This window comes from Enterobacter wuhouensis (assembly GCF_004331265.1).
Classification (GTDB): Bacteria; Pseudomonadota; Gammaproteobacteria; order Enterobacterales; family Enterobacteriaceae; genus Enterobacter; species Enterobacter wuhouensis.
Genome location: NZ_SJOO01000007.1, coordinates 138,078 through 155,725 on the forward strand (window position 1 = coordinate 138,078; position 17,648 = coordinate 155,725).

General features: G+C 55.0%; 15 protein-coding genes. 13 read left to right on the top strand and 2 right to left on the bottom strand.

The window, feature by feature from the left end; translation table 11 throughout:
- Window positions 1–303: 303 nt before the first annotated feature.
- From yfbV to E0L20_RS16375, 4 genes are all read left to right on the top strand, one after another.
- A complete protein-coding gene (gene yfbV / locus E0L20_RS16360; protein WP_119937097.1) occupies window positions 304–759 on the top strand; it encodes a terminus macrodomain insulation protein YfbV in 456 nt (151 codons plus the stop codon).
- A gap of 92 nt (window positions 760–851) precedes the next feature.
- Entirely contained in the window at window positions 852–1,346 is a 495-nt protein-coding gene (locus tag E0L20_RS16365) for a YfbU family protein (protein WP_131634876.1), read from the top strand.
- An 11-nt stretch (window positions 1,347–1,357) separates the two neighbouring features.
- The gene (locus E0L20_RS16370) at window positions 1,358–2,017 is read left to right on the top strand and encodes a sugar phosphatase (protein WP_131634877.1); all 660 of its coding nucleotides are present in this window, start codon (window positions 1,358–1,360) and stop codon (window positions 2,015–2,017) included.
- A 75-nt stretch (window positions 2,018–2,092) separates the two neighbouring features.
- On the top strand, window positions 2,093–3,925 hold the full coding sequence (locus E0L20_RS16375) for an SLC13 family permease (protein WP_131634878.1): 1,833 nt from the start codon (window positions 2,093–2,095) through the stop codon (window positions 3,923–3,925).
- Window positions 3,926–3,978: 53 nt separating this feature from the next.
- Here the strand turns inward: E0L20_RS16375 and yfbR are convergent, their stop codons facing one another.
- Both yfbR and alaA read right to left on the bottom strand, forming a co-directional pair.
- A complete protein-coding gene (yfbR, locus tag E0L20_RS16380) occupies window positions 3,979–4,578 on the bottom strand; it encodes a 5'-deoxynucleotidase (protein ID WP_131634879.1) in 600 nt (199 codons plus the stop codon).
- 118 nt (window positions 4,579–4,696) lie between these two features.
- On the bottom strand, window positions 4,697–5,911 hold the full coding sequence (alaA, locus tag E0L20_RS16385) for an alanine transaminase AlaA (protein ID WP_008500204.1): 1,215 nt from the start codon (window positions 5,909–5,911) through the stop codon (window positions 4,697–4,699).
- 937 nt (window positions 5,912–6,848) lie between these two features.
- Here alaA and lrhA point away from each other — a divergent pair.
- From lrhA to nuoI, 9 genes are all read left to right on the top strand, one after another.
- Complete coding sequence (gene lrhA, locus E0L20_RS16390) at window positions 6,849–7,787, top strand: transcriptional regulator LrhA (protein ID WP_131634880.1); 939 nt, start codon at window positions 6,849–6,851, stop codon at window positions 7,785–7,787.
- A 630-nt stretch (window positions 7,788–8,417) separates the two neighbouring features.
- Complete coding sequence (gene nuoA, locus E0L20_RS16395) at window positions 8,418–8,858, top strand: NADH-quinone oxidoreductase subunit NuoA (RefSeq protein ID WP_010433335.1); 441 nt, start codon at window positions 8,418–8,420, stop codon at window positions 8,856–8,858.
- Window positions 8,859–8,873: 15 nt separating this feature from the next.
- Entirely contained in the window at window positions 8,874–9,548 is a 675-nt protein-coding gene (gene nuoB, locus E0L20_RS16400; protein ID WP_003861482.1) for an NADH-quinone oxidoreductase subunit NuoB, read from the top strand.
- Window positions 9,549–9,637: 89 nt separating this feature from the next.
- Window positions 9,638–11,440 (top strand): NADH-quinone oxidoreductase subunit C/D, encoded by a 1,803-nt coding sequence (gene nuoC / locus E0L20_RS16405; protein ID WP_131634881.1) that lies wholly within the window; start codon window positions 9,638–9,640, stop codon window positions 11,438–11,440.
- A 2-nt stretch (window positions 11,441–11,442) separates the two neighbouring features.
- Window positions 11,443–11,943: an NADH-quinone oxidoreductase subunit NuoE gene (gene nuoE / locus E0L20_RS16410; RefSeq protein WP_006176513.1), complete on the top strand. Its 501-nt coding sequence runs from the start codon at window positions 11,443–11,445 to the stop codon at window positions 11,941–11,943.
- Entirely contained in the window at window positions 11,940–13,277 is a 1,338-nt protein-coding gene (gene nuoF, locus E0L20_RS16415) for an NADH-quinone oxidoreductase subunit NuoF (RefSeq protein WP_014071106.1), read from the top strand. The genes nuoE and nuoF overlap by 4 nt, the downstream gene beginning before the upstream one ends.
- A gap of 114 nt (window positions 13,278–13,391) precedes the next feature.
- The gene (gene nuoG / locus E0L20_RS16420) at window positions 13,392–16,115 is read left to right on the top strand and encodes an NADH-quinone oxidoreductase subunit NuoG (RefSeq protein WP_131634882.1); all 2,724 of its coding nucleotides are present in this window, start codon (window positions 13,392–13,394) and stop codon (window positions 16,113–16,115) included.
- A complete protein-coding gene (nuoH, locus tag E0L20_RS16425; protein ID WP_006176509.1) occupies window positions 16,112–17,089 on the top strand; it encodes an NADH-quinone oxidoreductase subunit NuoH in 978 nt (325 codons plus the stop codon). The genes nuoG and nuoH overlap by 4 nt, the downstream gene beginning before the upstream one ends.
- Window positions 17,090–17,103: 14 nt before the next feature.
- Window positions 17,104–17,646, top strand: a complete 543-nt coding sequence (gene nuoI, locus E0L20_RS16430) for an NADH-quinone oxidoreductase subunit NuoI (protein WP_010433353.1) — start codon at window positions 17,104–17,106, stop codon at window positions 17,644–17,646.
- The last annotated feature ends 2 nt before the right edge of the window (window positions 17,647–17,648 follow it).

The following is a 17,648-nucleotide window of genomic DNA, read 5'->3' on the forward strand; positions in this document are numbered from 1 at the left end:
CGTCAGTGAGTCTAAAAGCGTAACGCATGCTGACCCAGACATTTATGATTAACATCATGCCAAACGAACATTGTGGCATGATGAAAGGAATACTTATGATTTTATGCCATTTTGAACATTTTTCAGACAATGGCATAATAGGTAATAATTTGACGAGTTAACGATTCTCGTCTACAGCCCAATCAGGCTGGCACAGGATACCCGATACGGGGTAGCGATGACAAAATATTTTGAACGTTGTCATAGCCTGTTGTGGTTTTGCACAAAAATTTTAATTTTTATATGTGAAGTTGAGGTACAGCCATGTCGACACCCGAAATCCCATCCGTGAACTTTTTCAGTCTGTTTCGCCGGGGGCAGCACTACGCAAAGACGTGGCCGATGGAAAAGCGCCTTGCGCCGATGTTTATTGAGAATCGCGTCATTCGCGCCACGCGCTATGCGATTCGCTTTATGCCACCTGTCGCTATTTTTACGCTGTGCTGGCAAATTGCCCTTGGTGGGCAGCTTGGTCCGGCCGTCGCCACGGCGCTCTTTGCGCTGAGCCTGCCGATGCAGGGGCTGTGGTGGCTGGGTAAGCGTTCAATTACGCCATTACCGCCTACAATTTTACACTGGTTTTATGAAGTTCGCGGGAAACTTGAGGAAGCCGGACAGGCGCTGGCCCCGGTTGAAGGCAAGCCGGATTACCAGGCGCTGGCCGACACGCTCAAGCGCGCTTTTAAGCAACTTGATAAAACATTCCTTGATGACTTGTGATTGATCATCGAAACGACTAATAAAAGAAGGCACAGTAACAAACAGTTACCGTGTCTTTTTTTTAAAGTGCAATGCGCTACAGGAGTCGAAAGATGGAAATGACCCACGCTCAACGTCTGATTTTGTCTAACCAGTACAAGATGATGACCATGCTTGATCCCGATAACGCTGCGCGCTACAGCCGCCTGCAGACCATCGTCGAACGCGGGTTCGGCCTGCAGATGCGCGAACTGGATCGCGAATTTGGCGAGCTGAAGGAAGAAACCTGTCGCATCGTTATCGACATCATGGAGATGTACCACGCGCTGCATGTGTCCTGGACCAATCTTAAAGATCGGCAGTCTATTGACGAGCGCCGCGTAACATTCTTAGGCTTTGATGCGGCGACGGAAGCGCGCTATCTGAGCTATGTGCGCTTTATGGTGAACACCGAAGGGCGCTATACCCACTTTGATGCGGGTACCCACGGCTTCAACGCGCAGACCCCTATGTGGGAAAAATATCAGCGCATGCTGGGCGTATGGCACGCCTGCCCGCGCCAGTACCATTTAAGCAGCAACGAAATTCAACAAATCATTAATGCCTGACGGAGGTGCGTGTGCAGTGTAAAGGTTTTCTGTTTGATCTGGACGGTACGCTGGTGGATTCGCTGCCGGTTGTGGAGCGTTCGTGGTGCCATTGGGCCGACAGGCACGGCATCGACCATCAGGACGTACTGAATTTCATCCATGGCAAACAGGCCATTACCTCATTGCGGCACTTCTTAGCGGGGCGTTCTGAGGAGGAGATTCAGGCGGAGTTCAAATACCTTGAGCAGATTGAAGCCACCGATACCGACGGCATCACCGCGCTACCCGGCGCGCGCGAACTGCTTGAGCACCTGAACGAAGCGCAGATCCCGTGGGCGATCGTTACCTCCGGCTCGATTCCCGTCGCCCATGCCCGCCATAAGGCAGCCGGTTTACCGAAGCCTGAGGTGTTCATTACGGCAGAGCGCGTGAAGCGCGGCAAGCCAGAGCCGGATGCGTTTCTGCTCGGCGCCGAGCTGCTGGGGCTTGCACCCGCGGACTGCGTGGTGGTGGAAGATGCCGCTGCGGGCGTGCTGGCCGGGCTGAACGCCGGCAGCCACGTCATCGCTGTGAACGTGCCGGCGGATTCTCCCCGGCTGGACGAGGCCGATTTTGTACTGACCACGCTGACCGCGATTAACGTCTCGAAGGCACCCGACGGAGATGTAACCGTCTCGCTAAAAATGTAATCCCATGATTTAGCCCCACATTGCTGGGGCTTTTTTATGGCAAAATTCCGTCTCTTCCACTGACAAGGATACGTTGTGAACGGTGAACTGATTTGGGTCCTGAGCCTGCTGTTAATCGCCATCATTCTCTTTGCTACCGGCAAGGTGCGCATGGATGCCGTCGCCTTGTTTGTCATTGTCGCGTTTGTGCTGAGCGGCACGCTCACGCTGCCGGAGGCGTTCTCCGGTTTCAGCGATCCCAACGTTATTCTGATCGCCGCCCTGTTTATCATTGGCGATGGCCTGGTGCGCACCGGCGTGGCGACCATAATGGGATCGTGGCTGGTGAAGGTGGCGGGCAGCAGCGAAACCAAAATGCTGATCTACCTGATGGTGACGGTTGCCGGGCTGGGGGCGTTTATGAGCTCGACGGGGGTCGTCGCGATCTTTATTCCGGTGGTGCTGAGCGTCTCCATGCGAATGCAGATTTCGCCGTCGCGCCTGATGATGCCCCTGAGCTTTGCCGGGCTGATCAGCGGGATGATGACGCTGGTGGCCACGCCGCCAAACCTCGTCGTCAACAGTGAACTGATCCGCGAAGGTCTGGAAGGGTTTAGCTTTTTTAGCGTGACCCCGCTGGGGCTGGTGATTCTGGTGATGGGCGTAGTCTATATGCTGCTGACCCGCTTTGCGCTGAAGGGCGAGAATCAGGATAAAAGCAAAGACGGCTGGAAAAGACGCACCTTCCGGGATCTGATTAAAGAGTACCGCCTTACCGGTCGCGCGCGCCGTCTCGCCATCCGCCCCGGTTCACCGATGATTGGCCAGCGGCTGGACGATCTCAAGCTGCGCGAACGTTACGGTGCAAACGTGATTGGCGTGGAGCGCTGGCGGCGCTTTCGGCGGGTGATCGTGAACGTAAACGGCGTGTCCGAGTTTCGGGCGCGTGACGTGCTGCTGATTGATATGTCCACCGCAGAGGTAGACCTTCGCGAGTTTTGCACGGAACAGCTGCTGGAGCCGATGGTGCTTCGCGGCGAATATTTCTCCGATCAGGCGTTAGACGTGGGCATGGCAGAAGTATCGCTCATACCGGAATCAGAACTGCTGGGTAAAACCGTTCGGGAAATGGGGTTCCGTACCCGCTATGGCCTGAACGTCGTGGGGCTGAAGCGCGACGGCGTGGCGATGGAAGGAGCTGTGGTGGATGAGCCGATCCTGCTGGGCGATATCTTCCTCGTTGTGGGAAACTGGAAGCTCATCAGCCAGCTTGGCCAGAAAGGCCGTGATTTCGTGGTGCTGAATATGCCCGTCGAAGAGAGCGACGCGTCACCTGCGCACAGCCAGGCGCCGCACGCCATTTTTTGCCTGGTGCTAATGGTGGCGCTGATGCTCACCGATGAAATCCCCAACCCGATTGCGGCAATTATCGCCTGCCTGCTGATGGGGAAATTCCGCTGTATTGACGCCGAAAGCGCGTATAAAGCCATTCACTGGCCAAGCATTATCCTTATCGTCGGGATGATGCCCTTTGCCCTGGCGCTGCAGAAAACCGGCGGGGTGGATCTGATCGTGAAAGGGCTGATGGACGTCGGCGGTGGCTATGGCCCGTATATGATGATGGTCTGTCTGTTTGTCATGTGCGCCTCGATCGGGCTGTTTATCTCTAATACCGCGACGGCGGTGCTGATGGCGCCGATTGCGCTGGCGATGGCGAAATCGATGGGCGTGTCGCCGTATCCTTTTGCGATGATGGTCGCCATGGCGGCCTCTGCGGCATTTATGACGCCGGTCTCTTCACCGGTGAATACGCTGGTGCTGGGGCCGGGGAACTATAAATTCAGCGACTTCGTTAAGATTGGCGTGCCGTTCACCGTGCTGGTGATGGTGGTGTGCGTGGTGTTGATACCGGTTTTATTCCCGTTTTAGCGTGAGCGCAGAAACGTAGGCCGGGTAAGGCGAAGCCGCCACCCGGCTAAAAATTACAACGGTGAATCCTGGCTAATCTCATCCAGCGACAGATGGAAGCTCGGCACAAACACCTGCATAAAGTAATCCATCTCTTCGCTGCGGCGCGATTCCAGCGTTTTTTCCAGACGCGTTTTCGCCAGTAAAAACTCGTTGTTCCCCGCAGACAGCTCTTCCAGACACTTCAGGTAGGCGCAGAGCGCGTCGGCCTGCTTCACCAGCAGCTTCTCATCTTCAGTGTACTGATGCTCGTCGATCAACGGCTCAAAGATATCGCGCAGCTCCTCCGGCACCATTTCGATCAGCTTTTGCTGGGCAATTTTCTCGATGGCCTTATATTCCTGCGCAATCTGCGAATTGAAATATTTCACCGGCGTAGGCAGATCCCCGGTCAACACTTCTGACGCATCGTGATACATCGCCAGCAGCGCAATGCGTTCAGCGTTCACCTGACCGTTGAATTTGCGGTTTTTAATGGCGGCCAGGGCGTGAGCGACCATGGCGACCTGAAGGCTGTGCTCGGACACATTTTCGGTGCGCACGTTGCGCATCAGCGGCCAGCGGTTGATGAGCTTTAGGCGGGAGAGGTGGGCAAAGAAATGACTCTGACTCATAGGTTACCTTTTGTCTTTACTGCGACAGGCGTTCATTGTGCGGGGAGGGGAGGCAAGATGCAAATTTGCGGATTTTGTAGGCCGGGCAAGCGCAGCGCCACCCGGCTGAAAGTGAACGTTACTGATGGTAGCCAGAGAGGAAGCGCCCGAAGCGGCTGATGGCCATTTCGAGATCGTCTTCGCGCGGCAGGGTCACAATACGCACGTGATCCGGCCACGGCCAGTTAAACGCCGTACCCTGAACCAGCAGCACTTTTTCCTGCAGCAGGAAATCGAGCACCATCTTCTGGTCGTCGTGAATGTTAAAGCGCTTCGCGTCAATTTTCGGGAACATATATAGCGCGCCGTTCGGCTTCACGCAGGAGACGCCCGGGATATCGTTGATCAGCTCCCACGCGCGGTTGCGCTGTTCGTACAGGCGGCCCCCGGGGACGATGAACTCGCTGATGCTCTGATAGCCGCCCAGCGCGGTCTGTATCGCGTGCTGCGCCGGCACGTTGGCACAAAGACGCATTGACGCCAGCATTTCCAGGCCTTCAATATAGCCTTTTGCGTGCTTTTTCGGGCCGTTCAGCACCATCCAGCCCTGGCGGAATCCCGCCACGCGGTAGGTTTTAGACAGGCCGTTGAAGGTAACGGTCAGCAGGTCCGGCGCCAGCGCGGCGATTGAGTGGTGCTGCGCCGCGTCGTACAGGATCTTGTCGTAAATTTCGTCCGCGAAGATGATCAGATTGTGCTGGCGGGCGAGCTCTACGATCTCCATCAGCAGCTCTTTTGAATACACCGCGCCCGTCGGATTGTTCGGGTTGATGATCACGATCCCGCGCGTGCGCGGCGTGATTTTGGCGCGGATATCATCCAGGTCCGGGAACCAGTCAGAGGATTCGTCGCACAGATAGTGCACGGCTTTCCCGCTGGAAAGGGACACTGCCGCCGTCCACAGCGGGTAGTCCGGCGCGGGGACCAGCATTTCGTCACCGCTGTTCAGCAGCGCCTGCATGGCCTGCACGATCAGTTCGGAGACGCCGTTGCCGATATAAATATCCTCAACGGTAACATCACGCATGCCGCGTGCCTGATAGTGCTGCATGATGGCTTTACGTGCGGAGTAGAGTCCTTTTGAATCGCAGTAGCCTTGTGCAGTGGGCAGGTTGCGGATCACATCAACCAGGATTTCATCCGGCGCTTCAAAACCAAACGGCGCGGGGTTACCAATGTTGAGCTTCAGAACCTTGTTGCCCTCTTCTTCAAGGCGCTTGGCCTCTTTCAGTACCGGGCCGCGAATGTCATAACAGACGTTATCTAATTTGCTGGATTTTTCGATAGGGGACATGAACCTTTAACCTTTTCGCTATTATTGCCACTCCCTGCCGTGGAAGTCAGCATGGAACAATGTACTCCCCCCTCGTCTGGTTTTGAAGGGTATACAGAAGAAGATTTCGTGCAATCGGTCAAAAGCTTTGTAATCTATATTACTGGCTGGTCGCCTTTTTAACATGCAAAAATCACGCTTTTAACATGTGTTATGGGTTAATATTCCATATGTTTGCGTTATATCTCTATTTTGTGTTGTGGAAAATAAAGCGTCAGGCGGAAAGCCACCATCAGTTTACCTGAGTGACATTTCGTAAAACCTGAACACTCCATTACAGCTTGATCTAATAGGACGTTCAGGCTAAAAGTTACTCATGTGAAATTAATGTTAAGTGTTATTAATGAATGACCTTAATCTAAATTAAACTTTATTTATTATTAACGATGAAAATGCAACTTTCGTTAATTTTAATAAAATTAGTTTTTCTGGCTGGCGACGGCCTTAAATCCTGAATAGTGCATTAAGACTTATAAATAAAGTGGATTTGGGTTAAGATGTCTTTCAGGGAAGCAGCGCTAAGAAACGTTTTTTTCGTATTTCTGAACCTGCATCTCTGAATTAATCGATTGTTATTGTTATAGTTATCTCTGGCCGGACGGTGTGAAACACATCCAGCTACGTTGACAGCGCTGCGATAAAGATGGCAGAAAACGTATCGACCTTTAATGGAATTTACATAAACCTGCAAACATCTAAATATTCTGAACCTTTTAGAGAATAAAAATAACGTCATGAAACGTGATTTCTGACTGTTGATATAAGGCAGCACAATAACTATCTGTCAGGCAGTCTGCCGGGCCGGGACGCGAGGGAAACCTTCAGAGGGAATTGCTTAACTGTTACACACAGCTTCAACCCGGGCAGCTCCGCACGAGCAACCTGAAAGTGAATTGATATGATAAATGCAAATCGTCCGATAATGAATCTCGACCTCGATCTGCTGAGAACGTTTGTTGCGGTCGCCGATCTCAACACTTTTGCAGCTGCTGCTGCCGCAGTTTGCCGAACCCAGTCTGCCGTTAGCCAACAAATGCAGAGGCTGGAGCAGCTGGTCGGTAAAGAGCTTTTTGCCCGTCATGGGCGTAATAAGCTTTTAACTGAACATGGTATTCAGCTACTGGGTTATGCCAGGAAAATACTTCGCTTTAATGATGAAGCATGTATGTCTTTAATGTTTAGCAACCTTCAGGGGGTGTTAACCTTAGGGGCGTCTGATGAGTCTGCGGATACGATATTACCGTTCCTTCTTAATCGAATTAGTTCGGTTTATCCGAAGCTTGCGCTGGATGTGAGCGTCAAGCGTAATGCTTTTATGATTGAGATGCTGAAAGAGAACGAAGTTGACCTCGTGGTCACGACGCATCGCCCGGGGCAATTTGATTGCCTGACGCTGCGAACCTCTCCGACGCATTGGTATTGCGCCGCGGAATATGTTTTGCAAAAAGGGGAGCCTATACCGTTGGTTCTGCTTGATGAGCCGAGCCCGTTCCGCGATATGGTGCTCTCGGCGCTGAACGAAGCCAGCATTCCGTGGCGTCTGGCCTATGTTGCCTCTACGCTACCTGCGGTACGTGCTGCCGTTAAGGCTGGCCTTGGCGTTACGGCGCGTCCGGTGGAGATGATGAGCCCCGATTTGCGCGTGCTGGGTAAAAGCGATGGTCTTCCTGCTCTACCCGATACGGAATACCTGCTGTGCCATAACTCGTCGAGCGGCAATGAACTGGCGAAGCTGGTCTTTGACGCGATGGAAAACTACCATAATCCATGGCAGTACGAGCATGTTACTCCTGAAGGGGGGGACAACTCCCTCATTGTGGAAGGGGACTTTGAGTGATCAATCACTCAAAATTCTGGTAACAAAATGTAAGTGTAAAAAAGAGCCACTCGCGCGAATTTCGCGTGAAGTGGTTTTTTTTTGACAAAAATAACCCTGAGATAAGCGCGGATTTTTTAAATTAGTCATATTTATCAATGCAGTAAATGTATTTGCATGAAAAATGCTCACTTTCTGTTCCAACTTCCATCACATCCCTTGCATGTTAAAAAAACAGGAAATATGTTGCTGTTTTTTTGATTGAATTAACAAAAGCGTGTCTCAGATCAAGAAAATACTCCTATTTGGGGGGAGGAATCGTTCGCAAATCCTGTCAAAATAGGAGGGTTATTTTTTTTACTTCCAAAACGGACACGATTCAACAACATGCATTTGACGTAAAGTCATGTACCCACCAGGGTTAAAGGGCATGAAATGTTAATGAGAATCGCTCGATGTCATTTAATGTGAAGAAACCTTTGTTAAAGTTGACAAAAGGTTATAGAAAGGAGTAAAAAACCCCATCATTTTGCTGTCTATGTCTCATTTCTGACAGTTAGTGTAAGGTTATTTGTTCCTCCCCATGAATCGATGTGATGCCTATCTGCCAGCAAGAGCAGTGTTGTCGGTATCACTTTTGATGAGTAAGCAATGAGTATGTCAACATCCACAGAAGTCATCGCTCATCACTGGGCATTCGCAATCTTTCTTATTGTAGCCATTGGCCTGTGCTGCCTGATGTTAGTCGGCGGCTGGTTCCTGGGCGGTCGCGCCCGCGCAAGGCACAAAAACACACCTTTCGAATCAGGTATCGATTCCGTAGGTACCGCTCGCTTACGCCTGTCTGCCAAGTTCTACCTGGTAGCCATGTTCTTCGTCATCTTTGACGTGGAAGCGCTCTACCTTTTCGCATGGTCAACGTCCATTCGCGAAAGTGGTTGGGTGGGCTTTGTCGAGGCCGCAATTTTCATTTTAGTGTTACTGGCCGGCCTGGTTTATTTGGTGCGTATTGGCGCGCTGGACTGGACGCCTGCGCGTTCACGTCGCGAACAGATCAACCCGGAAAACAGTATCTCTAATCGTCAGCAGTAACAGCGAGGCAATAAGATGGATTATACGCTCACCCGCATAGATCCTAACGGTGAGAATGACCGTTACCCCCTGCAAAAACAGGAGATCGTAACCGACCCCCTGGAGCAAGAAGTCAACAAAAGCGTGTACATGGGCAAGCTCGAACATGCCATGCACGACATGGTCAACTGGGGTCGTAAGAACTCCATCTGGCCGTACAACTTTGGCCTTTCTTGCTGCTACGTTGAAATGGTGACGTCATTCACTGCGGTGCATGACGTTGCGCGTTTTGGGGCAGAAGTACTCCGTGCTTCCCCACGTCAGGCTGACCTGATGGTGGTGGCCGGTACGTGCTTTACCAAGATGGCGCCGGTCATTCAGCGTCTTTATGACCAGATGCTGGAGCCAAAGTGGGTTATCTCCATGGGCGCATGTGCAAACTCTGGCGGTATGTACGACATTTACTCTGTCGTGCAGGGCGTTGATAAGTTCATCCCGGTGGATGTCTACATCCCAGGCTGCCCGCCGCGCCCGGAAGCCTACATGCAGGCGCTGATGCTGCTGCAGGAGTCTATCGGTAAAGAACGCCGCCCGCTTTCATGGGTTGTTGGCGATCAGGGTGTGTATCGCGCGAACATGCAGTCTGAGCGCGAGCGTAAACGCGGTGAACGTATTGCCGTCACCAACCTGCGTACGCCTGACGAAATTTAATTTGCGCCTGTGGGCCTGGAGACTACCTTCGCATATCACTACTCAAATAGCGCGAAGCCAGGCTTAACAGTCACCACGGACCATTTGCAATGGTGAACAATATGACCGACTTAACCGCGCAAGAAGCCGCCTGGCAGACACGGGATCATCTGGATGACCCAGTCGTTGGCGAACTGCGCAACCGTTTTGGGCCGGATGCCTTTACTGTTCAGGCCACCCGTACCGGGGTACCCGTTGTTTGGGTGAAGCGTGAACAATTGCTGGAAGTGGTCGATTTCCTCAAGAAATTGCCGAAACCTTACGTCATGCTGTTTGACTTACACGGCATGGACGAACGTCTGCGTACGCACCGCCAGGGTCTCCCTGCTGCGGATTTTTCCGTTTTCTACCACCTGATCTCAATAGACCGCAACACGGATATCATGCTCAAGGTGGCATTGTCTGAAAACGACATGCATCTGCCGACGATCACCAAAATTTTCCCGAACGCGAACTGGTACGAGCGTGAAACCTGGGAAATGTTCGGCATGACCTTCGACGGCCACCCGCACCTGACGCGCATCATGATGCCGCAGACCTGGACCGGCCACCCGCTGCGTAAAGACTACCCGGCACGTGCAACCGAATTCGATCCGTTTGAGCTGACCAAAGCCAAGCAGGATCTGGAGATGGAAGCGCTGACCTTCAAGCCGGAAGACTGGGGCATGAAGCGCGGTACCGAAAACGAGGACTTCATGTTCCTCAACCTCGGTCCGAACCACCCGTCTGCGCACGGTGCATTCCGTATTATTCTTCAGCTTGACGGCGAAGAGATTGTCGACTGCGTGCCTGACATCGGCTACCACCACCGTGGTGCTGAGAAGATGGGCGAGCGTCAGTCCTGGCACAGCTACATTCCGTATACCGACCGTATCGAGTACCTCGGCGGCTGCGTAAACGAAATGCCATACGTGCTGGCCGTTGAGAAACTGGCGGGTATCACCACGCCGGATCGCGTTAACGTGATTCGCGTCATGCTGTCAGAGCTGTTCCGTATCAACAGCCACCTGCTGTACATCTCCACGTTCATTCAGGACGTCGGCGCGATGACCCCGGTCTTCTTTGCCTTTACCGACCGTCAGAAAATCTACGATCTGGTGGAAGCGATTACCGGTTTCCGTATGCACCCGGCCTGGTTCCGTATCGGCGGCGTGGCACACGATCTGCCGCGCGGCTGGGACCGCCTGCTGCGTGAATTCCTCGACTGGATGCCGAAACGTCTGGCGTCTTACGAGAAAGCCGCGCTGCGTAACACCATCCTGAAAGGCCGTTCACAGGGCGTTGCGGCCTACGGCGCGAAAGAAGCGCTGGAGTGGGGCACAACGGGCGCTGGCCTGCGTGCAACCGGTATTGATTTCGACGTGCGTAAAGCCCGTCCTTACTCTGGCTACGAGAACTTCGACTTTGAAGTCCCGGTTGGCGGCGGCGTTTCCGACTGCTACACCCGCGTGATGCTGAAAGTGGAAGAGCTGCGCCAGAGTCTGCGCATCCTTGAGCAGTGCCTCAACAACATGCCGGAAGGCCCGTTCAAGGCGGATCACCCGCTGACGACGCCGCCGCCGAAAGAGCGCACGCTGCAACATATCGAAACCCTGATCACCCACTTCCTGCAGGTTTCCTGGGGTCCGGTCATGCCGGCGCAAGAATCCTTCCAGATGGTGGAAGCGACCAAGGGTATCAACAGTTACTACCTGACCAGCGACGGCAGCACCATGAGCTACCGTACCCGCGTGCGTACGCCAAGCTTCGCGCACCTGCAGCAGATCCCGGCCGCCATTCGCGGCAGTCTGGTCTCCGACCTGATTGTGTATCTGGGTAGTATCGATTTTGTTATGTCAGATGTGGACCGCTAATTATGCACGAGAATCAACAACCACAGACCGAGGCTTTTGAGCTGAGTGAAGCAGAACGTGCCGCTATTGAGCACGAGATGCACCACTACGAAGACCCGCGTGCGGCGTCCATTGAAGCGCTGAAAATCGTTCAGAAACAGCGTGGCTGGGTGCCGGACGGGGCGATCTACGAGATCGCAAAAGTGCTGGGTATTCCGGCAAGTGACGTAGAAGGCGTAGCCACGTTCTACAGCCAGATCTTCCGTCAGCCGGTGGGCCGCCATGTGATCCGCTACTGTGACAGCGTTGTCTGCCACATCACCGGTTATCAGGGCATTCAGGCTGCGATTGAGAAGAAGCTCAATATCAAGCCGGGCCAGACCACGTTCGATGGACGCTTTACCCTGCTGCCAACCTGCTGCCTGGGTAACTGCGACAAGGGGCCGACCATGATGATTGATGAGGACACTCACAGCCATCTAACGCCGGAAGCGATTCCTGACCTGCTGGAGCAGTACAAATGAAAACGGTAATTCGTACTGCTGAGACGCATCCGCTGACCTGGCGTCTGCGCGATGATAAACAGCCGGTATGGCTTGAAGAATACGAAAGCAAAAACGGCTATGCCGGTGCGCGTAAAGCCCTTGGCGGCATGGCGCCGGATGAGATCGTTAACGCGGTGAAAGACGCTGGCCTGAAAGGGCGCGGCGGCGCGGGCTTCTCCACCGGTCTGAAGTGGAGCCTGATGCCGAAAGATGAATCCATGAACATCCGTTACCTGCTGTGTAACGCCGATGAAATGGAGCCGGGCACCTATAAAGACCGCCTGCTGATGGAGCAGCTGCCGCACCTGCTGGTGGAAGGCATGCTGATCTCCGCGTTTGCGCTGAAAGCCTACCGTGGCTACATCTTCCTGCGCGGCGAGTACATCGAAGCGGCGGAAAACCTGCGTCGCGCGATTGCCGAAGCCACCGAAGCGGGACTGCTGGGCAAAAACATCCTCGGCACCGGGTTTGACTTCGAACTGTTCGTGCACACCGGTGCAGGGCGTTACATCTGCGGCGAAGAAACCGCGCTGATTAACTCCCTGGAAGGCCGCCGTGCAAACCCGCGCTCCAAGCCACCGTTCCCGGCAAGCTCCGGCGTATGGGGTAAACCGACCTGCGTAAACAACGTCGAAACCCTGTGTAACGTTCCGGCTATCCTCGCGAACGGCGTGGAGTGGTATCAGGGCATCTCCTCAAGCAAAGATGCCGGTACCAAGCTGATGGGCTTCTCCGGTCGCGTTAAAAACCCTGGCGTCTGGGAACTGCCGTTCGGTACCACCGCACGTGAAATTCTTGAAGACTACGCGGGCGGCATGCGCGATGGCCTGAAATTCAAAGCCTGGCAGCCGGGTGGGGCAGGGACTGACTTCCTGACCGAAGCCCACCTTGACCTGCCGATGGAATTCGAAAGCATTGGTAAAGCAGGCAGCCGTCTGGGTACGGCGCTGGCGATGGCCGTCGACCACGAGATCGGCATGGTCTCGCTGGTGCGTAACCTGGAAGAGTTCTTCGCCCGCGAGTCCTGCGGCTGGTGTACGCCGTGCCGTGACGGTCTGCCGTGGAGCGTGAAGATCCTGCGCGCAATCGAACGTGGCGAAGGCCAGCCTGGTGATATCGAGACGCTTGAGCAACTGTGTCGATTCTTAGGGCCGGGTAAAACCTTCTGCGCACACGCGCCGGGTGCCGTCGAGCCGCTGCAGAGCGCGATTAAATATTTCCGCGACGAATTCGAAGCAGGCATCAAGCAGCCGTTCAGCAATACCCATTCAATCAATGGTATTCAGCCGAACCTGCTGAAAGCGCGCTGGTAGCTCCCCCTCACCCCGGCCCTCTCCCTCAAGGGAGAGGGAGAAAAACGGGCTGAGGGTGATAAAAAGAATTTTGATTAACGCTCGAAGCAATTCGAGCCAACTGGAAGCATGCTAATGGCTACGATTCATGTAGACGGCAAAGAATACGAAGTCAACGGGGCGGACAACCTGCTAGAAGCTTGTCTGTCTCTTGGCCTCGATATTCCGTACTTTTGCTGGCATCCGGCGCTGGGCAGCGTCGGTGCTTGCCGCCAGTGTGCGGTGAAGCAATATCAAAACGCGGAAGACACGCGTGGTCGCCTGGTAATGTCCTGTATGACGCCAGCCACCGAAGGCACCTTTATTTCGATTGATGACGAAGAAGCCAAACAGTTCCGCGAAAGCGTGGTGGAATGGTTGATGACCAACCACCCGCACGACTGTCCGGTTTGTGAAGAGGGCGGTAACTGCCACCTTCAGGATATGACCGTCATGACCGGTCACAGCTTCCGTCGCTATCGCTTTACCAAGCGTACCCACCGTAACCAGGACCTGGGGCCGTTCATCTCTCACGAAATGAACCGCTGCATCGCCTGCTACCGCTGCGTGCGTTACTACAAAGACTACGCGGACGGTCAGGATCTGGGCGTCTATGGCGCGCACGATAACGTCTACTTCGGTCGTCCGGAAGACGGTACGCTTGAGAGCGAATTCTCCGGTAACCTGGTAGAAATCTGCCCGACCGGCGTATTCACGGATAAAACCCACTCCGAGCGCTACAACCGTAAATGGGATATGCAGTTTGCGCCAAGCATCTGCCAGCAGTGTTCCCTCGGCTGTAACACCAGCCCGGGTGAGCGTTACGGCGAACTGCGCCGTATCGAAAACCGTTACAACGGTACCGTTAACCACTACTTCCTCTGCGATCGCGGTCGTTTCGGCTATGGCTATGTGAACCTGAAAGACCGTCCGCGTCAGCCGGTTCAGCGCCGTGGCGACGACTTCATTACCCTGAACGCCGAGCAGGCGATGCAGGGCGCGGCGGATATTCTGCGCCAGTCGAAGAAAGCGATCGGTATCGGCTCTCCGCGCGCCAGCATCGAAAGCAACTTCGCGCTGCGCGAGCTGGTTGGGGCGGAAAACTTCTATACCGGCATCGCTCAGGGCGAGCAGGAACGTCTGCAGCTGGTACTGAAAGTGCTGCGTGAAGGCGGTGTCCACACCCCTGCGCTGCGCGAAATTGAATCTTACGATGCGGTCCTGGTGCTGGGTGAAGACCTGACGCAGACCGGCGCACGCGCGGCTCTGGCGGTTCGCCAGGCGGTGAAGGGTAAAGCACGTGAAATGGCAGCGGCGCAGAAAGTGGCCGACTGGCAGATTGCGGCGATCCTCAACATCGGCCAGCGCGCCAAGCATCCTCTGTTTGTGACCAACGTCGACAACACCCGTCTGGACGACATCGCCGCGTGGACCTACTGCGCGCCGGTTGAAGATCAGGCGCGTCTTGGCTTTGCGATTGCCCACGCGCTGGACAACAGCTCCCCGGCCGTTGAGCTGGATCGCGACCTGCAGAACAAGGTCGACGTGATTGTTCAGGCCCTGGCGGGTGCGAAGAAACCGCTGATTATTTCCGGTACCAACGCCGGCAGCGCCGAGATTATCCAGGCGGCCGCCAACGTTGCCAAAGCCCTGAAAGGCCGCGGTGCGGACGTCGGTGTGACCATGATTGCCCGTGCGGTGAACAGCATCGGTTTGGGCATGATCGGCGGCGGCTCGCTGGAAGAAGCGTTAAGCGAACTGGAATCCGGTTCTGCCGACGCCGTTGTGGTGCTGGAAAACGACCTGCATCGCCACGCTTCTGCGGCACGCGTTGATGCCGCGCTCTCCAAAGCGCCGCTGGTGATGGTTATCGACCATCAACGCACCGCGATCATGGACAAAGCGCACCTGGTGCTCTCTGCGGCAAGCTTCGCAGAAAGCGACGGTACGGTGATCAACAACGAAGGCCGCGCGCAGCGCTTCTTCCAGGTTTACGACCCGGCCTACTACGACAGCAACACCGTGATGCTGGAAAGCTGGCGCTGGCTGCACTCCCTGCACAGCACCGTGCAGAGCCGTGAAGTGGACTGGACGCAGCTCGACCACGTTATCGACGCGGTGGTGGAAAAACTGCCTCAGCTGGCCGGCATCAAAGATGCGGCACCTGACGCAAGCTTCCGCATTCGCGGCCAGAAACTGGCGCGTGAGCCGCACCGCTACAGCGGTCGTACCGCCATGCGCGCCAACATCAGCGTGCACGAACCGCGTCAGCCGCAGGACAAAGACACCATGTTCGCCTTCTCCATGGAAGGGAACAACCAGCCGTCTGCGCCGCGCTCTCAGGTTCCGTTCGCATGGGCACCAGGCTGGAACTCCCCGCAGGCATGGAACAAGTTCCAGGCTGAAGTGGGCGGCTCCCTGCGCCACGGCGATCCGGGCGTGCGCCTGATTGAAGCCTCCGAAACCGGTCTGGACTTCTTCACCACCGTTCCGGCGAGCTTCGAGGCGCAGGACGGTAACTGGCGTATCGCGCCGTACTACCATCTGTTCGGTAGCGACGAAATGTCCCAACGTTCTCCGGTCTTCCAGACCCGCATGCCGCAGCCGTACATCAAGCTCAATCCGGCGGACGCCGCGAAGCTTGGCGTTAACGCGGGTGCGAACATTGCCTTCAGCTATGACGGCCAGACAATCAGCCTGCCGCTGATTATCTCCGAAGGTCTGACGGCGGGGCAGGTTGGTCTGCCAATGGGTATGCCTGGCATCGCGCCGGTACTGGCGGGTGCGCGTCTTGATAACCTGCAGGAGGCAAAAGCATGAGTTGGTTAACGCCGGATCTTATCGACATCCTGCTGAGCATTCTGAAAGCAGTCGTTATCCTGCTGGTGGTGGTCACCTGCGGCGCGTTCATGAGCTTTGGTGAACGTCGTCTGCTCGGTCTGTTCCAGAACCGTTACGGACCGAACCGCGTGGGCTGGGGTGGTTCACTCCAGCTGGTCGCGGACATGATCAAGATGTTCTTTAAAGAGGACTGGATCCCGCGCTTCTCGGACCGCGTGATCTTTACTCTGGCACCGATGATCGCCTTCACCTCGCTGCTGCTGGCGTTTGCGATTGTTCCGGTCAGCCCGACCTGGGTTGTGGCTGACCTGAACATCGGCATTCTGTTCTTCCTGATGATGGCAGGCCTCGCGGTTTACGCGGTCCTGTTTGCAGGCTGGTCCAGTAACAACAAATACTCGCTGCTGGGTGCGATGCGTGCTTCCGCGCAGACGCTGAGCTACGAAGTGTTCCTGGGGCTATCCCTGATGGGCGTGGTGGCGCAGGCCGGTTCATTTAACATGACCGACATCGTCAACAACCAGGCCGACATCTGGAACGTTATCCCGCAGTTCTTTGGTTTTGTTACCTTTGCTATCGCGGGCGTGGCGGTGTGTCACCGTCACCCGTTTGACCAGCCAGAAGCCGAACAGGAACTGGCCGACGGTTACCACATTGAATATTCCGGCATGAAGTTCGGCCTGTTCTTCGTGGGCGAGTACATCGGTATCGTCACCATTTCCGCGTTGATGGTAACGCTGTTCTTTGGTGGCTGGCATGGCCCGTTCTTACCGCCGTTCATCTGGTTCGCGCTGAAAACCGCGTTCTTCATGATGATGTTCATTTTGATTCGTGCGTCCTTACCGCGTCCGCGTTATGACCAGGTAATGTCCTTCGGCTGGAAAGTGTGCCTGCCGCTGACGCTCGTCAACTTGTTGGTAACGGCGGCTGTCATTCTCTGGCAGCAGCCATAAGGGGCTTTGAGATCATGACCTTAAAAGAATTATTGGTAGGTTTCGGCACCCAGGTACGCAGTATCTGGATGATCGGCCTGCACGCGTTTGCCAAACGCGAAACCCAGATGTACCCGGAAGAGCCGGTATATCTGCCGCCGCGCTACCGCGGCCGTATAGTGCTGACGCGCGATCCGGACGGCTCCGAGCGCTGCGTTGCCTGTAACCTGTGTGCGGTAGCGTGTCCGGTAGGCTGTATCTCTCTGCAGAAAGCAGAGACGGTAGACGGCCGCTGGTATCCTGAGTTCTTCCGCATCAACTTCTCACGCTGCATCTTCTGCGGTCTGTGTGAAGAAGCGTGCCCAACCACGGCGATTCAGCTGACTCCAGACTTCGAGCTGGGTGAGTACAAACGTCAGGACCTGGTGTACGAGAAAGAGGATCTGCTGATTTCCGGTCCGGGCAAATACCCGGAATATAACTTCTACCGGATGGCGGGTATGGCAATCGACGGCAAAGATAAGGGCGAAGCAGAGAACGAAGCTAAGCCTATCGACGTCAAGAGCCTGTTACCGTAAGG

Bases quoted from the DNA above. Each gene is read 5' to 3' on its own strand.
- yfbV (WP_119937097.1), top strand. From the start codon at position 304: ATGTCGACACCCGAAATCCCATCCGTGAACTTTTTCAGTCTGTTTCGC.
- E0L20_RS16365 (WP_131634876.1), top strand. From the start codon at position 852: ATGGAAATGACCCACGCTCAACGTCTGATTTTGTCTAACCAGTACAAG.
- yfbR (WP_131634879.1), bottom strand. From the start codon at position 4,578: ATGAGTCAGAGTCATTTCTTTGCCCACCTCTCCCGCCTAAAGCTCATC.
- alaA (WP_008500204.1), bottom strand. From the start codon at position 5,911: ATGTCCCCTATCGAAAAATCCAGCAAATTAGATAACGTCTGTTATGAC.
- lrhA (WP_131634880.1), top strand. From the start codon at position 6,849: ATGATAAATGCAAATCGTCCGATAATGAATCTCGACCTCGATCTGCTG.
- nuoA (WP_010433335.1), top strand. From the start codon at position 8,418: ATGAGTATGTCAACATCCACAGAAGTCATCGCTCATCACTGGGCATTC.
- nuoB (WP_003861482.1), top strand. From the start codon at position 8,874: ATGGATTATACGCTCACCCGCATAGATCCTAACGGTGAGAATGACCGT.
- nuoC (WP_131634881.1), top strand. From the start codon at position 9,638: ATGGTGAACAATATGACCGACTTAACCGCGCAAGAAGCCGCCTGGCAG.
- nuoE (WP_006176513.1), top strand. From the start codon at position 11,443: ATGCACGAGAATCAACAACCACAGACCGAGGCTTTTGAGCTGAGTGAA.
- nuoF (WP_014071106.1), top strand. From the start codon at position 11,940: ATGAAAACGGTAATTCGTACTGCTGAGACGCATCCGCTGACCTGGCGT.
- nuoG (WP_131634882.1), top strand. From the start codon at position 13,392: ATGGCTACGATTCATGTAGACGGCAAAGAATACGAAGTCAACGGGGCG.
- nuoH (WP_006176509.1), top strand. From the start codon at position 16,112: ATGAGTTGGTTAACGCCGGATCTTATCGACATCCTGCTGAGCATTCTG.
- nuoI (WP_010433353.1), top strand. From the start codon at position 17,104: ATGACCTTAAAAGAATTATTGGTAGGTTTCGGCACCCAGGTACGCAGT.